At 44.1% G+C, this 21,146-nt stretch carries 14 protein-coding genes; 8 read left to right on the top strand and 6 right to left on the bottom strand.

Going from position 1 to position 21,146, the window contains the following annotated elements; translation table 11 throughout:
- Positions 1-9: 9 nt before the first annotated feature.
- Both AB6E08_RS08700 and gyrA read right to left on the bottom strand, forming a co-directional pair.
- Positions 10-639 (bottom strand): tetratricopeptide repeat protein, encoded by a 630-nt coding sequence (locus tag AB6E08_RS08700; protein ID WP_017106650.1) that lies wholly within the window; start codon positions 637-639, stop codon positions 10-12.
- Between the two features lie 285 nt (positions 640-924).
- Positions 925-3,597: a DNA topoisomerase (ATP-hydrolyzing) subunit A gene (gene gyrA, locus AB6E08_RS08695; protein WP_017103442.1), complete on the bottom strand. Its 2,673-nt coding sequence runs from the start codon at positions 3,595-3,597 to the stop codon at positions 925-927.
- Positions 3,598-3,855: 258 nt separating this feature from the next.
- On the opposite strand from gyrA, the gene ubiG reads away from it, so the two are divergent.
- From ubiG to yfaE, 4 genes are all read left to right on the top strand, one after another.
- The gene (gene ubiG, locus AB6E08_RS08690; RefSeq protein WP_065680458.1) at positions 3,856-4,602 is read left to right on the top strand and encodes a bifunctional 2-polyprenyl-6-hydroxyphenol methylase/3-demethylubiquinol 3-O-methyltransferase UbiG; all 747 of its coding nucleotides are present in this window, start codon (positions 3,856-3,858) and stop codon (positions 4,600-4,602) included.
- Between the two features lie 504 nt (positions 4,603-5,106).
- Positions 5,107-7,389 (top strand): class 1a ribonucleoside-diphosphate reductase subunit alpha, encoded by a 2,283-nt coding sequence (nrdA, locus tag AB6E08_RS08685; protein WP_372063420.1) that lies wholly within the window; start codon positions 5,107-5,109, stop codon positions 7,387-7,389.
- A gap of 101 nt (positions 7,390-7,490) precedes the next feature.
- The gene (gene nrdB, locus AB6E08_RS08680) at positions 7,491-8,624 is read left to right on the top strand and encodes a class Ia ribonucleoside-diphosphate reductase subunit beta (protein ID WP_004733365.1); all 1,134 of its coding nucleotides are present in this window, start codon (positions 7,491-7,493) and stop codon (positions 8,622-8,624) included.
- The gene (gene yfaE / locus AB6E08_RS08675; RefSeq protein ID WP_012604325.1) at positions 8,624-8,902 is read left to right on the top strand and encodes a class I ribonucleotide reductase maintenance protein YfaE; all 279 of its coding nucleotides are present in this window, start codon (positions 8,624-8,626) and stop codon (positions 8,900-8,902) included. The genes nrdB and yfaE overlap by 1 nt, the downstream gene beginning before the upstream one ends.
- A gap of 239 nt (positions 8,903-9,141) precedes the next feature.
- Here yfaE and AB6E08_RS08670 read toward each other — a convergent pair whose 3' ends face one another.
- Positions 9,142-10,377: a CinA family nicotinamide mononucleotide deamidase-related protein gene (locus AB6E08_RS08670; protein ID WP_102250188.1), complete on the bottom strand. Its 1,236-nt coding sequence runs from the start codon at positions 10,375-10,377 to the stop codon at positions 9,142-9,144.
- Positions 10,378-10,585: 208 nt separating this feature from the next.
- Here AB6E08_RS08670 and AB6E08_RS08665 point away from each other — a divergent pair, with 208 nt between their 5' ends.
- The 4 genes from AB6E08_RS08665 to AB6E08_RS08650 all read left to right on the top strand — a co-directional run bounded on the left by AB6E08_RS08665 (position 10,586) and on the right by AB6E08_RS08650 (position 14,620).
- On the top strand, positions 10,586-11,497 hold the full coding sequence (locus tag AB6E08_RS08665; RefSeq protein WP_372063423.1) for a DUF3943 domain-containing protein: 912 nt from the start codon (positions 10,586-10,588) through the stop codon (positions 11,495-11,497).
- A gap of 252 nt (positions 11,498-11,749) precedes the next feature.
- A complete protein-coding gene (locus AB6E08_RS08660) occupies positions 11,750-12,262 on the top strand; it encodes a glycine cleavage system protein R (RefSeq protein ID WP_009848853.1) in 513 nt (170 codons plus the stop codon).
- Between the two features lie 193 nt (positions 12,263-12,455).
- A complete protein-coding gene (locus AB6E08_RS08655) occupies positions 12,456-14,078 on the top strand; it encodes a DUF1566 domain-containing protein (protein WP_372063425.1) in 1,623 nt (540 codons plus the stop codon).
- A complete protein-coding gene (locus tag AB6E08_RS08650; protein ID WP_017100618.1) occupies positions 14,078-14,620 on the top strand; it encodes a DUF1566 domain-containing protein in 543 nt (180 codons plus the stop codon). Before AB6E08_RS08655 ends, AB6E08_RS08650 begins: the two co-directional genes overlap by 1 nt.
- Before the next feature lie 64 nt (positions 14,621-14,684).
- On the opposite strand, the gene nspC is transcribed toward AB6E08_RS08650, so the two are convergent.
- The 3 genes from nspC to AB6E08_RS08635 all read right to left on the bottom strand — a co-directional run bounded on the left by nspC (position 14,685) and on the right by AB6E08_RS08635 (position 20,225).
- Positions 14,685-15,824: a carboxynorspermidine decarboxylase gene (gene nspC / locus AB6E08_RS08645; protein WP_372063427.1), complete on the bottom strand. Its 1,140-nt coding sequence runs from the start codon at positions 15,822-15,824 to the stop codon at positions 14,685-14,687.
- Positions 15,825-16,023: 199 nt separating this feature from the next.
- Entirely contained in the window at positions 16,024-17,277 is a 1,254-nt protein-coding gene (locus AB6E08_RS08640) for a carboxynorspermidine synthase (protein ID WP_372063429.1), read from the bottom strand.
- An 8-nt stretch (positions 17,278-17,285) separates the two neighbouring features.
- Positions 17,286-20,225, bottom strand: a complete 2,940-nt coding sequence (locus AB6E08_RS08635; RefSeq protein WP_372031353.1) for a pyridoxal phosphate-dependent class III aminotransferase — start codon at positions 20,223-20,225, stop codon at positions 17,286-17,288.
- Positions 20,226-21,146: the final 921 nt, after the last annotated feature.

Below are 21,146 nucleotides of genomic sequence, written 5' to 3'. Positions count from 1 at the left end.
TAGCCAAGCTTAACGGATCATCTGTTTGGCTTGGTTGATCGAATGGATAATAGAGACACGATCAATGCCCTTCTGATTGGAATCTAAGATTTGAGTCCACGCATCGATCGCTTGTTGATAGCGCATACTGATGAAGTGATCGGTCGCAATCAGCATCAATGCCGTACGATCATTGGGATCAAGCTGCATTGAGTGCTCCAACAACGCATTAACATCATCACTCATCGCTTGAGAGCTAAGATAATAAAGTGCAGTTGCTTTGGCAGCATAGAGGCCCGAAGGCGCTTGAGGGTCTAAGCGAATCGCATAATCGTAGCAAGTGAATGCCGCATCAAACTCCCCTTTCTGCATGTACACACCACCAAGCTTAAACCACAAGTCGGATTGATTCGGGTCTTGCTTGAGGCTTTGTTGAAGCTCATCTTCGAAATCTGTTGCCGTGTAGTTATTGCTATCATCCAAAGAAAGTTGAGGTAACTCTTGTTTCAGTTGAGACCAGACCAGCACGCTCAAAGCCACTGCAGTAAGAGAAATCACCACATTGCCTTTTAGATGGCTGCCATTGTTGCTCGCGGCAATAACGACCGCGATCAAAAACAGACTCATTAGTACCAACGCAACCAACAACCAGATATCCATTCCACATCCCTTTTATTTAGATCTCCCCCTACTCTATCGTTTTCGCCCTGCCTCGTTATTGATCAAAGTTTAGCGTTCGAGATTTAGTGATCAAACTTTCGCATAAAAGCGACGGGGTAAGGTTGGTGCTAAAACCTAAACCATAAGCCATAAGCCATAAGCCATAAGCCAAATGAGAAGAGAAGAGAAGAGAAGAGAAAAAGAGTGAAATGACAGGCAATAAAAAACCGAGCACTTAGGCTCGGTTTTTTCATTGGTAAGCTTAATTACTTAACGTAATCGAGATTACTCAGTGTCTTGCTCGCTATCACTTTCAGAGTCAGAAGCATCAGATGCTTGCTCTTCACTTGATTCAGAAACAACAGCCGTTTCAGCGTTTACTGCGTCAGCATTTGCTTCTTCAGTTTCTTCGCCTTCAACAATCTCCGCTTCTTCTACTTCGTCGATACGTTGTAGACCTACAACATTCTCGTCTTCAGCAGTACGAATCAGTGTTACACCTTGAGTGTTACGACCAACTTGGCTTACTTCCGCAACGCGAGTACGTACTAGTGTACCTGCGTCGGTGATCATCATCATTTCATCGCCTTCTTCAACCTGAACAGCACCAACTACTGGGCCATTACGATCAGAGACTTTGATAGATACTACACCTTGCGTTGCACGGCCTTTCGTTGGGTATTCAGCCAGCTCAGTACGCTTACCATAACCGTTTTGAGTCACAGTTAGGATATCGCCTTCGTTTGAAGGAACAATCAGTGAAACCACTTGATCGTCTTCTGGAAGCTTCATACCACGAACACCAGAGGCAGTACGACCCATTGGACGTACTTTGTCCTCGTTAAAGCGAACAACTTTGCCCGACTTCGAGAACAGCATGATGTCGCTATTACCGTCAGTAATATCAACGCCAATCAGTGAATCATCGTCACGTAAGTTAACTGCGATTAGGCCGTTAGCACGTACGTTTGCGAATTGATCCAGTGATGTCTTCTTAACGGTACCGTCGCCTGTTGCCATGAAGATGAATTTCTCGTTAGAGAACTCAGAAACAGGCAGGATAGCCGTAATACGCTCACCTTCTTCTAGAGGAAGAATGTTAACGATAGGCTTACCACGAGCGGTGCGACTTGCTTGAGGCAGTTGGTAAACTTTCAGGCGGTACGTTTTACCACGAGTAGAGAAACATAAGATGTTATCGTGAGTATTAGCAACAAGCAGACGCTCAATGTAATCCTCATCTTTCATCTTAGTTGCACTCTTACCTTTACCACCACGACGCTGAGCTTCGTAGTCGCTTAGGATTTGGTACTTAACGTAACCTGCGTTAGAAAGCGTTACTACAACGTCTTCTTGAGCGATTAGCTCTTCCATGTCGATGTCATGAACCGCTGCTGTGATTTCTGTACGACGTTCGTCGCCATAGATATCACGTACCGCTTCAAGTTCTTCACGGATAACTTCCATCAAACGCTCAGTGCTTGCAAGGATATGCATTAGCTCAGCGATCTCTTCTAGAAGTGCTTTGTATTCGTCTAGAATCTTCTCGTGCTCAAGGCCAGTTAGGCGGTGAAGACGAAGTTCTAGAATAGCTTGCGCTTGAGTTTCCGTTAGGAAGTATTGACCATCACGGATACCGTATTGGTCTTCAAGCCAATCTGGACGAGCTGCATCAGTACCAGCACGTTCAAGCATTGATGCAACGTTACCAAGATCCCAACCACGAGATACTAGACCAACTTTAGCTTCTGCTGGTGTTGGTGCGTTCTTGATCAGTTCAATGATTTCATCAATGTTTGCAAGCGCTAAAGATAGAGCTTCCAAGATATGTGCACGGTCGCGCGCTTTCTTCAATTCGAAGATAGTACGACGTGTCACAACTTCACGACGGTGATCAACAAAACACTTCAACATATCTTTAATGTTGAAAAGTTGTGGTTGGCCGTTGTTCAGAGCAACCATGTTGATGCCGAAAGTTGTTTGCAGTTGAGTTTGTGAGTAAAGGTTGTTTAGTACAACTTCACCGACAGCATCACGCTTACATTCTATAACAATACGCATACCATCTTTATCAGATTCGTCACGCAGTGCACTGATGCCTTCAACTTTCTTGTCTTTTACAAGTTCTGCAATCTTCTCGATCAGACGAGCTTTGTTCACTTGATACGGAATTTCAGTAACGATAATAGTTTCTTTACCGTTCTTTTCCGTTTCAATTTCAGCTCTCGAGCGCATGTAGACTTTGCCTCGGCCAGTCTTATATGCATCGACAATGCCCTTACGGCCACTGATTAATGCTGCTGTAGGGAAGTCTGGACCCGGGATGTAGTCCATTAGCTCATCAATAGTGATGTCTTCATTATTGATAAATGCTAAACAGCCATCAACAACTTCGCCAAGGTTATGCGGCGGGATGTTGGTAGCCATACCTACTGCGATACCAGAAGCACCGTTAACCAATAGGTTTGGTATTTTTGTTGGTAAAACTGCTGGTATTTGCTCGGTTCCATCATAGTTAGGAACGAAGTCAACCGTATCTTTATCAAGATCCGTTAATAGCTCACCAGCTATTTTTGACATACGAACTTCGGTATAACGCATTGCCGCAGCTGAATCGCCGTCAACCGAACCAAAGTTACCTTGGCCATCGACTAACATATAGCGTAGTGAAAACGGCTGAGCCATACGAACAATTGACTCGTATACCGCACTATCACCGTGTGGGTGATATTTACCGATTACATCGCCTACTACACGAGCAGACTTTTTATATGCTTTGTTCCAATCATTACCTAATACATTCATCGCGAACAAAACGCGGCGGTGTACTGGTTTTAGGCCATCACGCACATCTGGAAGGGCACGACCAACGATGACGGACATCGCGTAGTCTAGGTATGAACCTCTAAGCTCATCTTCAATATTTACGGGCGTGATCTCTTTCGCTAGATCGCTCATAGAGCCATTTTCCCTCTATAGTCAGATCGTATTTTTGAATACGTATAAGACCGAAAAATATAACACAAATTTACCTACGGAGGCATCACTTTCCCTCTCCTTTTACCATCTTGTGACCCTTGTAGCCAATCTATTGATGAGAAATTGCACCTCAGCGTCATATCTTGCTGAAACATGGTCACTTTACACTCAATAAACTAGCAAAATTGTAGATCTTCTGGTCAGCAGGAAAAGGCAAGTTATAATGCCTGCAATTTCATGGATGCATTATTTAACTTGGAAATGCCGATTATGACTAAATCACAAAACGTAGACCCAGCAGAAATCAAAAAATTCGAAGACATGGCGTCGCGCTGGTGGGATCTAGAAGGCGAGTTTAAGCCACTACATCAAATCAACCCACTGCGCCTAAATTACGTTCTAGAGAAAACCGAAGGCCTATTTGGCAAGAAAGTTCTCGATGTTGGCTGCGGTGGCGGTATTTTGGCTGAGAGCATGGCCGTTGAAGGTGCGCTAGTCACTGGTTTAGATATGGGTAAAGAACCGCTAGAAGTCGCTCGTCTGCATGCATTAGAAACCGGCACCAAGCTTGATTACATTCAAAGCACCATTGAAGATCATGCTGAGCAAAACCCACAAACTTACGATGTGGTTACCTGCATGGAAATGCTAGAGCACGTACCAGACCCACAGTCGGTTATCTCGGCTTGTTCAAAGTTGGTTAAACCGGGCGGCCATGTGTTCTTCTCGACATTGAACCGTAACTTTAAGTCTTACCTATTCGCTATAGTAGGTGCAGAAAAGCTACTTAAGATTGTCCCAGAAGGTACTCACGACCACGAAAAGTTCATTCGCCCAGCGGAACTTATCAAGATGATAGACAACACTCCGCTGCAAGAATTGGGGATTACAGGACTGCACTACAACCCGTTAACGGACACTTATCGTTTGGGCACAAATGTAGATGTTAACTACATAGTCCACACGCAAAATCTCACCCAATAACTATTAATATCCCCAGCTTAAAATCTTTTAGAAAAAGACGATTGAAAAGAGTTGTAATTAACATAACTTTACGACTTTTTTCAGTCTAAATTTCGTGCGCTCGCTTCCATTTTGACCACCTAGATTTAATTTTAATCATCCAAAATCCATTGCCCATTTTGCTCAAAGATCAAGGGATTTTTTTTTATGTGTGCGCAAAAATAAAGCAACCTTAAAAGGCTATTTTTATACAATCAAGTCACATCGAACCTCGTCAGTTAGTGGTCACTTACAGTTTTTTTTCAATCCACCACTTATCCACAAGCACTCCCATTTCTTTACCTTGAAAAATATAAGCTGTAGCACTATCTTGTAACCCAACAAACAAATGACCCCTATATGTTGTGTTTGAACTACAATGTATGGGTAGACCAAGATCACAAAGCCGAAACGTAATTTACAAAAATTACACAGAAATACACAAAAACACGGCTTTGTTCAGTTTTGTTAGGGAAATTAAGCAGAATGAACCAACAACTTACTGTTACCAAACGTAACGGGCGCAAAGAAACAATCGATTTAGAGAAAATCCATCGAGTGATCACTTGGGCAGCTGAAGGCTTGCACAATGTTTCTGTATCACAAGTAGAATTGAAAGCTCACATTCAGTTTTACGATGGCATCACCACCACTGACATCCATGAGACAATCATCAAGTCAGCAGCGGATTTAATCTCTGAAGAGACTCCTGATTACCAATATCTAGCAGCACGTCTGTCAGTATTCCACCTACGTAAAAAAGCGTACGGCGAGTACGAGCCACCGGCTCTATATGACCACGTTGCAAAACTGGTTGATATGGGTAAATACGATAGCCACCTAATGGAAGACTACACGAAAGCTGAGTTTGACGAGCTTGACGCGTACATCGACCACAAGCGTGACTTGGACTTCTCTTATGCAGCGGTCAAGCAGCTTGAAGGTAAATACTTCGTGCAAAACCGTGTAACAAAAGAAATCTACGAGAGTGCTCAGTTCCTTTACATCCTAGTTGCTGCTTGTTTATTCGGTAAATACCCGAAATCAACTCGTCTGGATTACATCAAACGTTTTTACGACGCCTCGTCTACGTTTAAGATTTCTCTACCTACACCAATTATGTCTGGTGTACGTACGCCTACTCGTCAATTCAGTTCTTGCGTACTGATCGAGTGTGGTGACAGCCTTGATTCTATCAACGCAACAGCAAGCTCTATTGTTCGTTACGTATCTCAACGTGCTGGTATTGGTATCAACGCAGGTCGTATCCGTGCGCTTGGTTCTGAAATCCGTGGTGGTGAAGCGTTCCACACTGGCTGTATCCCTTTCTACAAATACTTCCAAACAGCAGTAAAATGTTGTTCTCAAGGTGGTGTTCGTGGCGGTGCAGCAACCGTGTTCTACCCACTATGGCACGGTGAAGTTCAGTCTCTATTAGTACTGAAAAACAACCGTGGTGTTGAAGAGAACCGTGTTCGTCACATGGACTACGGCGTACAGCTTAATAAGCTTATGTACTCTCGTCTTGTTCAAGGTGGCAACATCAGCCTGTTCTCCCCTTCAGATGTACCTGGACTTTACGATGCGTTCTTCGAAAACCAAGAGCGTTTTGAAGAGCTGTACGTTAAGTACGAAAACGATCCTTCAGTGAAACGTGAAACTGTGAAAGCGGTTGAACTGTTCTCTCTACTAATGCAAGAGCGTGCTTCTACTGGTCGTATCTACATTCAGAACGTTGACCACTGTAATACACACAGCCCGTTTGATTCTGAAGTAGCACCTGTTCGTCAATCGAACCTATGTCTAGAAATCGCGCTACCAACTAAGCCACTTTCTAACGTGGAAGATGACGAAGGTGAGATTGCACTGTGTACGCTGTCTGCGTTCAACCTAGGCGCAATCAACGAGCTTGACGACTTAGCAGAGCTTTCTGAGTTGGTTGTTCGTGCACTTGATGCACTGCTTGATTACCAAGACTACCCGCTTCCAGCAGCATACAAATCGACAATGAATCGTCGTACTTTAGGTGTGGGTGTCATCAACTATGCATACTACCTGGCGAAGAATGGTGTTAAGTACTCTGACGGCAGCGCAAATGGCCTGACTCACCGTACTTTTGAAACAATTCAATACCACTTACTAAAAGCGTCTGTTGAACTAGCGAAAGAACAAGGCCGTTGCCCATCTTTCCACGAGACCAACTACGCGAAAGGCCTACTGCCAATCGATACTTATAAAAAAGATATCGACTTAGTATGTGAAGAGCCTCTGCACTACGATTGGGACACGCTACGTGAAGAGATCATGGAGCACGGTCTGCGTAACTCTACGCTAACAGCGCTTATGCCTTCTGAGACTTCGTCTCAAATCTCGAACGCGACTAACGGTATCGAGCCACCACGTGGTTATGTATCAGTGAAAGCGTCGAAAGACGGTATCCTGAAGCAAGTTGTTCCTGATTTCTTAAATCTTAAAAACAACTACGAGCTACTTTGGAACATTGGCAATAACGACGGTTACCTACACTTAGTGGGTATCATGCAAAAATTCGTTGACCAAGCTATCTCTGCAAACACTAACTATGATCCAAGTGTTTATGACAGCGGCAAGGTTCCAATGAAGCAGCTGCTTAAAGACCTGCTAACTGCATACAAGTATGGTGTTAAAACGCTTTACTACCATAACACGCGTGATGGTGCTAAAGACGACCAAGGCGATGCAGTTCAAGTGCCGGAAGAAGATTGTGAAGGCGGCGGTTGTAAGATCTAAACCGCAATAAACATTAAGACCCCAGAGAAGTTATCTTCTCTGGGTTTAAAGCATTAACAGGGTCCGTTTTATTGCGGGTCTTTAAAGGATTTGAGGCATTTATGGCTTACAGTACTTTTTCTCAACAAAAAAATGACCAACTAAAAGAACCAATGTTCTTGGGTCAGTCGGTAAACGTTGCACGTTACGACCAACAAAAATTTGAAATCTTCGAAAAGCTTATCGAGAAGCAGCTTTCTTTCTTCTGGCGCCCAGAAGAGGTCGACGTGTCTAGTGACCGTATCGACTACAACAAGCTTCCTGAGCATGAAAAGCACATCTTCATCTCTAACTTAAAGTACCAAACGCTTCTAGATTCTATCCAAGGCCGCAGCCCTAACGTTGCCCTACTTCCATTGGTATCACTACCAGAAGTTGAAACTTGGATTGAGACATGGTCATTCTCTGAAACGATTCACTCTCGTTCTTACACGCACATCATCCGTAACATCGTAAATGATCCAGGCGTAGTATTCGACGACATCGTTGAAAACGAAGAGATCCTGAAGCGTGCTAAAGACATCGCCTTTTACTACGATGACCTAATCAAGCTAACGGCTGACTACCACCGCTACGGTGAAGGCAACCACAACATCAATGGCGAAGACGTTAAGATTTCACTTCATGACCTGAAGAAGAAGCTTTACGTATGTCTAATGTCTGTAAACGCACTGGAAGCGATTCGTTTCTACGTGAGTTTTGCATGTTCATTCGCATTCGCTGAACGTGAGCTAATGGAAGGTAACGCGAAGATCATCAAGCTAATCGCTCGTGATGAAGCACTTCACCTTACTGGTACACAGCACATGATCAACTTGCTGCGTAATGGCCAAGATGACTTCGAATTCATGCAGATCGCTGAAGAGTGTAAGCAAGAGTGTTTCGACCTATTCAAAGAAGCGGCTGAGCAAGAGAAAGAGTGGGCAGAATACCTATTCAAAGATGGCTCTATGATTGGTCTAAACAAAGATATTCTTTGCCAATACGTTGAGTACATTACCAACATCCGTATGCAAGCGGTTGGTCTAGGTACGGCTTACCCAGAAGCAACATCGAACCCAATTCCATGGATCAACGCTTGGTTGTCTTCAGATAACGTTCAAGTTGCTCCACAAGAAGCTGAAATCAGTTCTTACCTAGTTGGCCAAATCGACAACGAAGTAAAAGCTGACGACTTTGAAGGATTTGAGCTGTAATGCCAACAATCAAAATCAACAAGCTGACTTCTATTGAATCTAACCCTTCAAATACTCTATTGGAAACAATGGAACAAGCAGGGTTAGAGCCAGAATACAACTGCCGAGATGGCCACTGTGGCGCTTGCCGCTGTACGTTGGATTCTGGTGAAGTCGAGTACGTTGGTTTTGCTATGGCTTACACGCAAGGTGATGAAATTTTGCCTTGTATCTGTAAAGCAAAAACAGAACTATCGCTGAGTAACGTTATTCACAGAAATAAGCAAAAAAGTGCTTAATACTTGTACTTAGATCTTATACTTAGCTACTTAGCTACTTAGCGCGATTAGTACAATGTTGAATCGTTAACAGAAAAGCTTAAAAATTTAAGGGCCCGATAATCTTCATTATCAGGCCCTTTTTGTTTTTCATGTTGGCTCAATCAGACAACTCGCTTATTGCACCAACTCGGCTTTGTTGATGTATATAATTTATTACATATATAGCTTTAACTTGGACTTTATAGCGTTAACTTGGTTTATAGTACCGCTTTAGGAATAAACATGTCTTTCAATCGCTTAACCGAAGAGTAAGTACCAAACATCGGTTTGTTGTCTAGATGCCTTCTCAGCATATCGGCGGCAACGGTCTTAATCACGTTGCGTTGGTCTTCGCGTGAGTACTGACGATAAAACTCAAGCACCTGTCCCCACTCTCCTGCTTCAGTCGACAATGCGACGCTAAATGTGTTGCCTTCTAATTTTCCAGTAACCAAAGCCAGTTCTGTACCGCACTTCTCTCTTGTAGCGCCAGCCAGTGCAAAGGTTGCGGCTAATGGATCACTCTTTTCAAGTTCGCTCTCTTTTGGCTCAGCCATGACCCATGAATGCCCAAAGCAGTCTTCAACCTGCTCATTCAATTGCAGCCACGCTGATAGGGCTCCTTTGGTCGACACTTCAGATACAGATAACGTCTTCTTTTTTTCCGCCATGATGTGTCCAATATGGTCAATCATTGGCTCATCAACGCTCACGACATTACTCTCTAGGAGCTTGTAAACCATTTGCAGAAGCTTAACGCGAGTTTCTAAGTCTGCCTTAGGACCAAACAGTTTGACCTCAATAAAAGGCAGATAAGAGCGGTAGCCAAGTTCATAGCCTGCTGGAAGCTTAAGCTGGTCTAACACATCCGAGATACCCGATTCAGACAAACCAAACGTAAACAATCGACTGCATTCAGAGGCAACCACTTGAGGGTAGGTACGCGACAAGTCAGGAAGAATCTCAAACGTAACCATACGTTTGAATTCACTCGGTACACCAGGAGTGAAATAGAAAGTCGCATCGTTGATTTTCAGCTTGAAGCCGCAAGCCGTACCCACAGGATTATCAACAATCTCTGAACTCGCGGGTAATAAAGCTTGCTTAAGGTTACTGTCAGGCATCGGCATACCACGTCCAGAGAACATCTCTTCCATACGAGTCAGCCACTCAGGGAACATGACAAGCTTTTGATCTGAGGCCGCAGCCGCAGCGGCCGCACTCATATCATCAGTTGTCGGCCCCAAACCACCATTGACGATAACCACATCATAGTTGAAGCTCAGCATCAGAAGTTCTTCGATCAGAGCGTTCATTTGGTCGCCCACAGTTGAACGCTTTGCCAAAGCAAAGCCGTGCTGATAAAACTCAGCAGACATCCAAGCTGCGTTTGTGTCGACAATGTCCCCATGAAGAACTTCTTCACCAGTGCTTAACATTGCGATTTTCGTCATATTTATATCCCTTGTGGCCATTAAAAGACACGGCATTATTTACAAACTAGTCTAAGGTTGAGTTTGAGTCATTCACCTTCTCACAAATATTACTAATGCTTAATCTAAGGTTTTCTTAGGAAAAGCAATAAATTATTAGTTCCCTAAACTAAGCATTTAATAGATAATTGTGACTCGGATCAATTATTAACTTCTCATGGAGACCCTTGTGGCCAAATCACCGTTACTAACGAAGGTTACTGCTGCATTTACAATGCTAATGTCAGTTAACTCGGTTGCAAGCCAATACGACTTCGACCAACCAATCAACCTTTCTTATTCGGATGAATGCGCTCAAGATTACTGTGTTAATGAAAGCTTGTACACCTATAAGCCTAGTAACAATTATGCGCTAAACGAAACAAGCGACCAATATGATTTAACGATCGAAAAACAACCACTCTACCTTACCGTTAGCGATGGCAAAGATTGGGATTACCTCATGGGACAAACTTATACCATTCTTGGTTTAAGTGTCGCAACCGTTGGCCTCATGACGCTTTTACCTGAAAGTATCACTAAGTGGGATGATGACCAGCGTGATATCAGTGCACTAGGTAAAAAATGGAAAGATAACGTTTCTGAAGGCCCTGTATGGGACCGTGATGAACACTTCCTAAACTACGTAATGCATCCGTATTTCGGTGGTGTTTACTACACCGCAGCTCGACATGCTGGTTATGACGAGTTTGAGTCTTTCTTATACTCTTGGACAATGTCGACATTTTTCTGGGAATACGGCGTAGAAGCGTTTGCTGAAGTACCTTCATGGCAAGATATCTTTATTACACCATTCTTTGGGGCTGTTGTCGGTGAAATGATGCTAGAAGCAGAGCAAGACATTGTTGCTTCAGGTGGCGAAGTGATGGGCTCTCAAACCATGGGTGATGTTTCATTATTCTTCCTCAACCCTGTTGGCCATATCCACTACTGGGTAAGTGATGCATGGGGTGGTGACGCAGAAGTTAATCTGAATACTAACCCTTGGTGGGATAACAAAGACGCAGCACGATTCGCCTACGATGCAGGGGCAACATACGACTCTCAGTTTGTTGGTATGAACTTTAAAGTAACGTTTTAAATCGACTTCCAGTCTCTGAACTCTATGTTACTGCATTTCAAATAAATGCGACAACTCTTCTAAAAGCGGCTCTCTAGCCGCTTTTTTTGTGCCCTACTCTTCATTCTCTTTTTTTGCATCACAGCTTAGTTTCAAAAATTGACACAGGTCAAACATTGTTCGATGTAACCTTCTACACTGAAATTAAAGAACTTTATCGCGTGATATCAAACATTTAATTAGCAACGAACAATTGAGACTTTGGGGGCTGATATGAACAGTACATTTATCGTAAACTTTATCGGACAAGCATCACCAGCAACAATCAAGCAACTTGCTGCGGTTACTCACGAAAACGACGGAAAATGGCTCATCAGTAAAGTTAACTTTATTGAAGATCAAGTTGCAGGTGTATTAAAGATTCAACTTCCAGCCATCAACGAATCAATTGTTAAGGATGCTTTCAGTGCCAATGCTGACTTGATCGTGCAGTTTGTTGATTCAGACCACACTCACAACGCACAAGACACAATACATCACTTACGACTCGACTCTAACGACCGAGCTGGCATCGTCAACGAAGTGACACATGTACTAGACAGACAAGGGATCAGCATTCTAGATATGGATTGCCACCGAGTATTTATCGCTGGTGGCGGTGGTGTTAGCTCAAGCTTATTTACTTCCAAGATTGCCGTTAAGCTACCAATCGAAGTTTTGATTGATGACGTAGTGAATGAATTAGAAACGCTCAGTGAAGATACTCGAGTGATGATTGAAAGCTAACAAGCTAGCCTCCTGATGATAAATTCATCATTGGGAGGCTCCCCTCCAGAAATCCCCCCTCCTCTTACATAACTTACAAAAAACCATATGGAAACATTCGAAATACATAACTTAACCATATGAATTCAGGCATTCGTATAATATTTTTGTTACCATAGATTATCTTATACAATTTAATGGTTTAGGTTCAAACATGGAAAGAAACAGGTCGAGTTGGCAGCTCAATACCATCTCAGTAATCCTTCTCATAACACTATTCAGTGGCTGTAAAAGCGGTCATGAGAATAATGGTAAAACAACGTCTACTTCGTCATCATCACAAATTAACGTTAGCATCCCGAAAAGTGTTTCATTTTCTGAACCACAATCAGGGTCGAAGACAGAGTCAATTACAGTTTCTTTTTCCAAAGCCTTAAGCCAAGAGCTCACTCTCACTATCGTCACCAGCGATATCACAACACGCTCTACTGGTATGTTTAAAAGCTACGATGCTATCTCTAGCCAAAACGTCAAGGTTTCGGCGGGTGCAACTAGTGCAGCTCTTCCTTTGAATCTTACCCATAATAATCTTTACGAAGGGAACAAGACCTTTCACTACACCATTGGTGTGGATAACAGTGCAAATTACACTCTGACCAACAAGCAAACCGAAGTAACTATTAATGATAGTGACGATCAGCCAACTGTCCGGTTTAGCAAAGACTTAAGTACCGTTGTAGAGGGTGACAGCGTTGTTCAGCAAGCGACTTTAAGCCACTACACCTCTAAAGAGGTTACGCTGACACTCGCTCAAACGGGCATCGCCACAGTTAAAGACTTTAGTGTTGATATCGCTGGTTCAAGTATCAAGATAGCCGCTGAAACCCTGTCAACAAGCATCAAGTTTTCTGCGATTGCTGACAGCTTCAATGAAGGCGGAGAATCCGTAATTTACACCATCGCTAGCGCAGGAAACGCAGCTATAGATGCTAAGAAAAACTCGCTTGCGTTCTATATACCCGGACAGAAAAGCTTCAACGATACTGGCTATGTAACCTATTTCGATGGCACAGCTTACGACAGCACCACCCCTCCAGCATCGCACCCTAATCAAGATGCCGATTTTGGTTTAGATAAAACGGATGGAAGTGAGCACTCTGATGGTGCATATGGTTTCCGCTACACCAAGATTGATGCGAATGGTAATCCAGTAAATTCATCAGCCTCTAGTTGGCGCTGTGTAAAAGATGAACGAACAGGTTTATATATTGAAAACAAACAAACCGCTAGAGCGCTGCCTACGACAAGCAACATCGAAACTTGGGTTGAAAAACATAAACTAGACGCTAACGCAAACCCTTACCCTTGGGGAACTGAATCAAGTTATTGGCGAAGTGCTTCATACACCTACACTTGGTACGATTCCGATGCAACCACCAATGGCGGTTATGCCGGAGCGCCTAACGATCTGCTGTACAGCGCCGGCCCTATATCTTCTCTATGCGCTTATCCCAATGACAATTCTGGTAGTCGCAACTGTAATACCAAAAGCTATATTGAGAGCCTAAACAGTTATGCTATCTGCGGCATCACGGATTGGCGTCTGCCCTCTCCTATTGAGGCTCGTTCATTCATTAACTTTAATGTCGGCAGCAAACCATCAAGTGGTGTGGACTTCTTCCCTAACCTAGGTACCAAGCTCTTTACCAAAACAAGCTCAGTAAAACAAAACGGTAGCGTACGATGCGTTGATACGGCTACGGGAGAGCTAGAGCTTTGTAATAAAAACATTTCAAGTTCAGCGGGTATTGTCGCTGTGAGCGGAGGCTTAGACTAATGAAACTTCATATATGCTTAGGGACACTAACCGCCCTACTATGCGGTAACGTATTAGCACAAACATGTGTAACGACACAGTCGGCATCGGTTAAAGACGGGCAGCTTATCGACCGTAAAGATGGTACATTACTGGACGTTACCACTAATTTACTTTGGTCTAAATGTAACTTAGGTGAAAGCTACAATTCCGCACAAGATAAATGTGATGGAACAGCACTTAAATACAAAAGCTGGCAAGATGCACTCAATGCAACTAAAGACACAAACCTAACCACAATTGCTAGTCAAACGGGCTTTCGCTTGCCAAATATCAAAGAGCTCAGTTCAATCGTAGAGTACCGCTGCACGAAACCTGCTATCAACCTGACACATTTCCCCACGACAACCAATGAGCCTTACTGGACGAACACACCAGACGCACACAAAATTAACAGTGCCTATGATGGTTTGATCATTGATTTCGAAGAGGCTCTGGAAACGATTATAGATCCAAGTAACCCCCCTTCTCCTCTGATTAGATTAGTTAAGCCATTTAACTAGTTTTAAAGGAAAACAAAAAGAGCAGCTCATTGGCTGCTCTTTTTATTTTTATGAACTTATATAGTTACTTAACCGACCATTGCGACAATGAGCGTTTGAAGTCTTCATAGCCGAATTCATTTAGCTTCTGAACTTCGCCATTGCTGCGATCGCAATAGATCGATGGCATTTTTAGGCCATTGAACCAGTTCAGTTTCACCATGGTGTAACCTGCACTGTCTAGCAGGTGCAGCTTTTGACCAATCTTAAGTGGCTCGTCAAAGCTCGCTTCGCAGAACTGATCGCCCGCCAAGCATGAACACGAGCCAATCACGTAGTCATGGCTACCGTTTTCAGACGCTTCTAATACCGATGCTGGTTCATTGTAGATAAGCGTATCAAGGCGGTGTGCCTCGGTTGCTGAATCGACAATCGCTGTTTTCTTCACGTTCTCAACAATATCAACCACTGTCACAACCAAGTCAGTTGTCTTAGTAATGATAGCTTCACCCGGCTCAAGGTACATCTGCACGCCGTGCTTTTCAGAAAAGGCTTTTAGCGCAAGTCCAAGCTTTTCAATGTCATAGCCCGGCCATGTGAAGAACACACCACCGCCCATGCTCACCCAGTCCAACTTATCTAGGTGCTTACCAAACTGCTCTGAGATTGAATCAAGCAAACCGATAAATGCATCGACGTCTTTGTTCTCACAGTTCATGTGGAACATCACACCATTAATCTCATCGAAGATCTCTGGCTTGATATGGTCAGCTTGTACGCCCAAACGCGAATATTGACGCGCTGGGTTAGCCAAGTCTTGTCCTGCGTAGCTCACGCCCGGATTTAAACGTAAACCCAGTGAAGCTTTACCTTCAACAATATGACGGTAAGCAGCAAGTTGACTTTGAGAGTTGAAGATCATCTTGTCGCAGATATCCGCAACTTCTCTCACGTCATCTTCGCTGTAACCCACACTGTAAGCGTGCGTTTCACCACCAAAGGTTTCGTGGCCAAGCTTGACTTCGTATGGGCCAGAGCTTGTCGTGCCATCGAGGTAAGGTTTGATGATGTCAAACACACCCCATGTCGAAAAACACTTCAGTGCCAATACCAATTTCACACCTGAAATCTCTTTCAGTTGCTTGGCTTTCTCTAGATTCGCAATCAACTTGTCTTCGTTGATCATGAAATATGGGGTTTTTAGTTCTTCTTTCTTAAACGTCATTTTTGTAAACACTCAAGCAGCATCTATAGATGGAAAGGTAAATTAACAATTTTGGTGTGATTTATTTTGATTTTGTCCTGTCCGAGCGCAGTGAGTTACAAAATCAAAATAAATGATACCAAAGCTTCAAGGCTATCATCATCGAAAAGGGAACAATCCATGTCCCCTTTAATTAGCAATTAAAACAAGAAATCAGTTCTTATTTTTTCAGCTCTTGAATCACAGGAAGACCTTGGCCTGCTTCAAGTTCTTGAACATGCCAATCTAGACCGATTTCCGGCATGGTTGCTAGGAACGGGTCTGGGTTTAGCTGTTCCATGTTGAACACGCCTTTATCAGCCCATTCGCCACGGAAGAACTGAAGTGCAGCAGTAATCGCTGGAACACCCGTAGTGTAAGAGATTGCTTGGTGCTCTACGTCTTCGTAAGCCACTTCGTGGTCTGCGTTATTGTAGATGAAGACACTGCGATCTTTGCCGTCTTTCTTACCTTGGACCCAAGTACCGATACACGTTAAACCTGTGTAACCCGGAGCCAAAGATGTTGGATCTGGTAGCAGCGCTTTAAGAACATGAAGAGGCTGAACCACAGTGCCGTCGTGCAGTGTTAGCGGATCAGGGCTAAGAAGGCCGATATCACGCATGCAGTTGAAGTAGTTCAAGTATGCATCACCAAAGCCCATCCAGAATTCGATACGCTTAGCTGGGATGAATTCCTTCATTGAACGCACTTCATCGTGTGCCATTGAGTAAACTTTGTGAGAACCACAGTTCGGGAATTCAAACTCAAGCATACGAGAGTGGCAAGGTACTTGCTTCCACTCTTCATTTTCCCAGTAGAAAGAATCACCTTGGATCTCAAGCATGTTGGTTTCTGGGTCAAAGTTCGTCGCAAACTTCTTGCCGTGGTCGCCAGCATTCACGTCCATTACATCAATTGAGTCAATCTCATCGAACAAGTGCTTAACCGCGTACGCTGCAAAGATTGATACCACACCTGGATCGAAACCCGCGCCAAGAATACCTGTGATGCCCGCTTCAGCGAACTTCTCACGGTAGCCCCACTGCCAATCATAAGCTTGTGGTACTTGTTGGCCTTCAGAACATAGATCAACCGCAACCGATGTATCTAAATAAGATACTTTCGATTGGTAACACGCTTCCATGATCGCCATGTTTACCCAAGGAGGACCAGCGTTGATCACTAGATCAGGCTTAACTTCTTTAATCAAAGCAACAAGTGCATCAACATCGTCAGCGTCTACTGAACGAGCTTCTAGTTTCTTAGTAGAATCTTTAAGGTTGTTTTTGCCTTTGATAGATTCGATGATTTTTTCACACTTCGCAATTGTGCGAGAAGCGATTGTGATATCACCCAGTACTTCGTTATTTTGTGCTGCTTTGTGTGCAACAACCCAACCAACGCCGCCTGCACCAATTTGTAGAATAGCCATAGTTTTAATTACCCTTGTTGTTCTGCTAGCTCAATGGCTAGAGTTTGAATTTTGTTAATTAGAGATTTGAAATCTGATGTCGTTAAGCACGGATTCAAGATGGTGAATTTCAACGCGCTTTTACCATCAACGACCGTTTCGCCAAGTACTGCAACGCCACGAGTCAGCGCCTCCAGTCTTAACGTCTGATTCAGTTTGTCTAAATCTAGCTCACCGTTTGCTGACGGCTTAGATCGGAACAGCACTGTTGATAGTGAAGGCTCCGCGAGTAGCTCTAAGTCCGCTTGGTTTTGAATCAGGTCTGCCACTTCTAGCGCTTGCTCAAGAAGGTGGTCGTACATATTGCCCAGTTGCTTTGGACCGACACTTTGCATCGTCATGAAGACTTTCAACGCATCGAAACGCTTGGTGGTCGCGATAGACTTATCGACTAAGTTCGGTAGCTCATCGTGTTCGCGATTCAAATAGTCTGCGTGATGCAGTAGGTACTTAAAGTTCGCTTTGTCTTTCAGAAGCACAGCACCACAGCTGATGGTTTGGAAGAACAACTTGTGGAAGTCGACACTCACTGAGTCCGCTTTTTCGATACCTTTCAGACGAGCTTTGTGGCTACTTAAAATAAGCGCGCCACCGTAAGCACTGTCGACATGGAACCAAAGGCCTTGTTGGTTGGCGATATCAGCAATCGCTTCCAGGTCATCAATAGCACCGTGATCGGTTGTGCCCGCCGTACCAACCACAGCAAAAGGAATCAGACCTTGAGCTTTAAGTGCTTTCACTTCTGCGTCTAGCAAATCTGGCTTTATGGTGCCATTTGCATTGGTATCAACGCAGCACACTGCTGTTTCGCCTAACCCTAGTAGAGAAGCTGACTTTTGAACCGTGAAGTGAGATTTCTTTGAACATAAAATACGAAGCTTGCTTGCGTATTCTGGTAAGCCAAGCTTTTGGATTGAGTGGCCATTGTGCTTATCTGCAACCCAGTCTCTCGCAAGCAATAAGCCCATTAGGTTACTTTGCGTGCCACCGCTCGTGAAAACACCGTCAGCTTGTGCGCCAAGTTGGTATTTCTCACACATCCAATCAACCACTCGTTGTTCAACATAAGTCGCTGCAGATGCTTGGTCCCATGAATCCATTGATTGATTCAACGCTGCGATAATCGATTCCGCAGCTACCGAAGCCATAAGAGGGGGAGTGTGAAGGTGCGCAATGCAGTCTGGGTGTTGCACGAAGATGGAGTTCGCAGCGACAAGGTCTGCAGTGCTATCTACAACATCAACCAAAGCGTGTTGGCTGTTATCGAGATCAACAGCATTGATGGCTGCTTCTAGCACTTTTGGATCTAAACCCGAATAAGGGGTTTCAACTTGTTCAAAAACGGCTTTCATCGCTTGAGTGGTTTGGTTCATCACGCTAGCAAATTCGTCGCTACCGCCTAAACCTGTCTGGATGAAATGCTTATTCCATTCTTGGTGAGTTTGTTCGCTTGAAGCTGGGTCTTGTTGTAAACCACCACCCGCTGCGATGATCGCTTCTTCCATGACGCGCAGTGCAAAGTCGATCTGCTCGAAAGAGATAATCATTGGCGGAAGGAAACGAATTACCGAACCATCACGACCACCCTTTTCAACCATCAAGCCGCGCTCTAGTGCTGCTCGTTGAATCGCTAGAGTTAACTCGCCGTCTGATTGTGGTTCGCCAAATTTGTTGAGTTCACCGTTTGGTTGCTTAATCTCAGCGCCAAGCATCAGGCCTTTACCACGAACTTCAGCAATACAGTTCACACGCGATTGAATCTTCTCAAGCCCATGACGTAAATATTGGCCTGCTATGTTCGCGTGCTCAACCAAACCATCACGTTCGATGATTTCCAACGCCTTAGCGCCAGATACCATTGCCAACTGATTGCCACGGAATGTGCCGGTGTGCTCACCCGCTTTCCAAGTATCGATGCTCTTATCAAACACAAGCAACGACATAGGCAGTCCGCCACCAATCGCTTTAGACAAGCACAAGATATCAGGATTAACACCTGATTCTTCAAACGCAAAGCGATGGCCGGTTTTACCCACACCACACTGAATTTCATCAAAAATCAGTAGGATGCCATGCTCATCACAGATGCGACGTAGACCTTGTAACCAAGATGCTGGAGCAGGAATCACACCGCCCTCACCTTGCACAGGCTCAACGATCATCGCCGCTGGTTTCATGATGCCAGACTCGTCATCGTTCAACATACGTTCGATGTAACGAATGCTTGCGTTGGCACCTGCTTCACCACCGATGCCAAACGGGCAGCGGAGGTTGTATGGGAAAGGCATGAAATGTACGTCAGACATCAAGCCGCTACGACGTTCTTTAGTGCCGAGGTTACCCATCATGCCCATGGTGCCGTTCGTCATGCCATGGTAAGCACCACGGAAAGCAAACATGGTATTGCGACCTGTAGTTTGTTTAGCGAGCTTGATCGCCGCTTCCACAGCGTCAGCACCAGACGGGCCACAGAATTGAAGAACCGAGTTGGTTGAAAAGTCTTGAGGGAGAAAAGCTTTAACTCGCTTGATAAACGTCTCTTTTGCTTGAGTCGTGATATCAAGTGTTTGGTACGGCAAACCAGAATCGAGTTGGTCTTTAAGTGCTTGGTTAATCTCAGGGTGGTTGTAGCCCAGAGAAAGTGTACCTGCACCTGCTAAGCAATCGAGAAAGAGTTGGCCACGAGTATCTTCAACTAAAACACCACATGCTCGTTTAATAGCAATCGGTAGGCGTCTTGGGTAAGAGCGCACATCCGATTCATGCTGTTCTTGCTCAAGCAAAATAGCGTCGGGTGTTAGGTCGTAAGTTCCCTCTACGATAGGAACCATAGTTGAAAATGAATTTGCGATAGTATTAATATCGACTTCAAAGGCGGTAGTCATAAAAGTCCCCTTGAATGTGTTCATACTCACCTCCATCAGACGCAATTGCACACCGTCCCTCTATTGATTTAGAGAGAATTCATAGTGAAGCACGCGTATTGTCTAGAAATGAGATATAGCTGTACGCTCGCATAAGTCAAATGACGAATACGAAATTAGGCCGTCTTAGGACAGCAAAAATTAGTTAGCGTGAGCTCAAGGTTCAGTAATGCTACTGTTTTGAAGAATTGGACATTTGTGCAGTATCGGACAGCTATGAAGAACTGGCCCTTTTGGAAATGCAGAGCTGATTAGCAATGTTGTTATTAGTGTGTTCAATGTTGGGTTTCCCATTAGCATGGCGAATTGCGCCATAAGTATCCCGTCTATCAGCTAAAGGCTAGCTGATACCTACCCTACGTAATGTCCCAATCAGCAAGAATGGTCATTACGCGTATCCCCCAGAAGCAATCATTGCTCTTCTTGAACATTGTTCATTCCGAGATTGCGCGGGAAAATAACATAAAGTGAAATGAACGATCAATAGTTTTTAATAATCGCTTGATAAATAGGAGCGGTGACTGACAAATTGCTGAAAATATCGACAAGTTAATCTTTAGATAAGGAGATCCCCGGTTCGCTCGTTCCTCGCGGCCGAGGATGACGACATGGATATACAGGCGATGTTAGTGAGGGCTTTGAGGCTGTTGCGCCTTTCCGTCATTCCCTAGTACGAGGAACGAGTTCATAGGGAATCTCGCTTTTAAAAGCTAAGTAATCTAAACGAACTTGATAGCAACATTTTGAGATAGAAAAGGAAGTTTGGGTGTGTTCAAACAGAAAGAGGAATAACGCATAAAAATCAGAACAGCAGAAACCAAAAAGCCCGAACATTTCTGTCCGGGCTTTTTAATTTGGAGCGATACATCGGGTTCGAACCGATGACCTCAACCTTGGCAAGGTTGC

Source organism: Vibrio sp. 10N.247.310.24 (assembly GCF_041467175.1).
GTDB classification, from domain to species: domain Bacteria; phylum Pseudomonadota; class Gammaproteobacteria; order Enterobacterales; family Vibrionaceae; genus Vibrio; species Vibrio tasmaniensis_A.
This window is presented reverse-complemented; position numbering and strand designations above follow the sequence as displayed.

Excerpts from the sequence above, each read along its gene's own strand:
- AB6E08_RS08700 (WP_017106650.1), bottom strand. The coding sequence starts at position 639 with ATGGATATCTGGTTGTTGGTTGCGTTGGTACTAATGAGTCTGTTTTTG.
- gyrA (WP_017103442.1), bottom strand. The coding sequence starts at position 3,597 with ATGAGCGATCTAGCGAAAGAGATCACGCCCGTAAATATTGAAGATGAG.
- ubiG (WP_065680458.1), top strand. The coding sequence starts at position 3,856 with ATGGATGCATTATTTAACTTGGAAATGCCGATTATGACTAAATCACAA.
- nrdA (WP_372063420.1), top strand. The coding sequence starts at position 5,107 with ATGAACCAACAACTTACTGTTACCAAACGTAACGGGCGCAAAGAAACA.
- nrdB (WP_004733365.1), top strand. The coding sequence starts at position 7,491 with ATGGCTTACAGTACTTTTTCTCAACAAAAAAATGACCAACTAAAAGAA.
- yfaE (WP_012604325.1), top strand. The coding sequence starts at position 8,624 with ATGCCAACAATCAAAATCAACAAGCTGACTTCTATTGAATCTAACCCT.
- AB6E08_RS08670 (WP_102250188.1), bottom strand. The coding sequence starts at position 10,377 with ATGACGAAAATCGCAATGTTAAGCACTGGTGAAGAAGTTCTTCATGGG.
- AB6E08_RS08660 (WP_009848853.1), top strand. The coding sequence starts at position 11,750 with ATGAACAGTACATTTATCGTAAACTTTATCGGACAAGCATCACCAGCA.
- AB6E08_RS08655 (WP_372063425.1), top strand. The coding sequence starts at position 12,456 with ATGGAAAGAAACAGGTCGAGTTGGCAGCTCAATACCATCTCAGTAATC.
- AB6E08_RS08650 (WP_017100618.1), top strand. The coding sequence starts at position 14,078 with ATGAAACTTCATATATGCTTAGGGACACTAACCGCCCTACTATGCGGT.
- nspC (WP_372063427.1), bottom strand. The coding sequence starts at position 15,824 with ATGACGTTTAAGAAAGAAGAACTAAAAACCCCATATTTCATGATCAAC.
- AB6E08_RS08640 (WP_372063429.1), bottom strand. The coding sequence starts at position 17,277 with ATGGCTATTCTACAAATTGGTGCAGGCGGCGTTGGTTGGGTTGTTGCA.
- AB6E08_RS08635 (WP_372031353.1), bottom strand. The coding sequence starts at position 20,225 with ATGAACACATTCAAGGGGACTTTTATGACTACCGCCTTTGAAGTCGAT.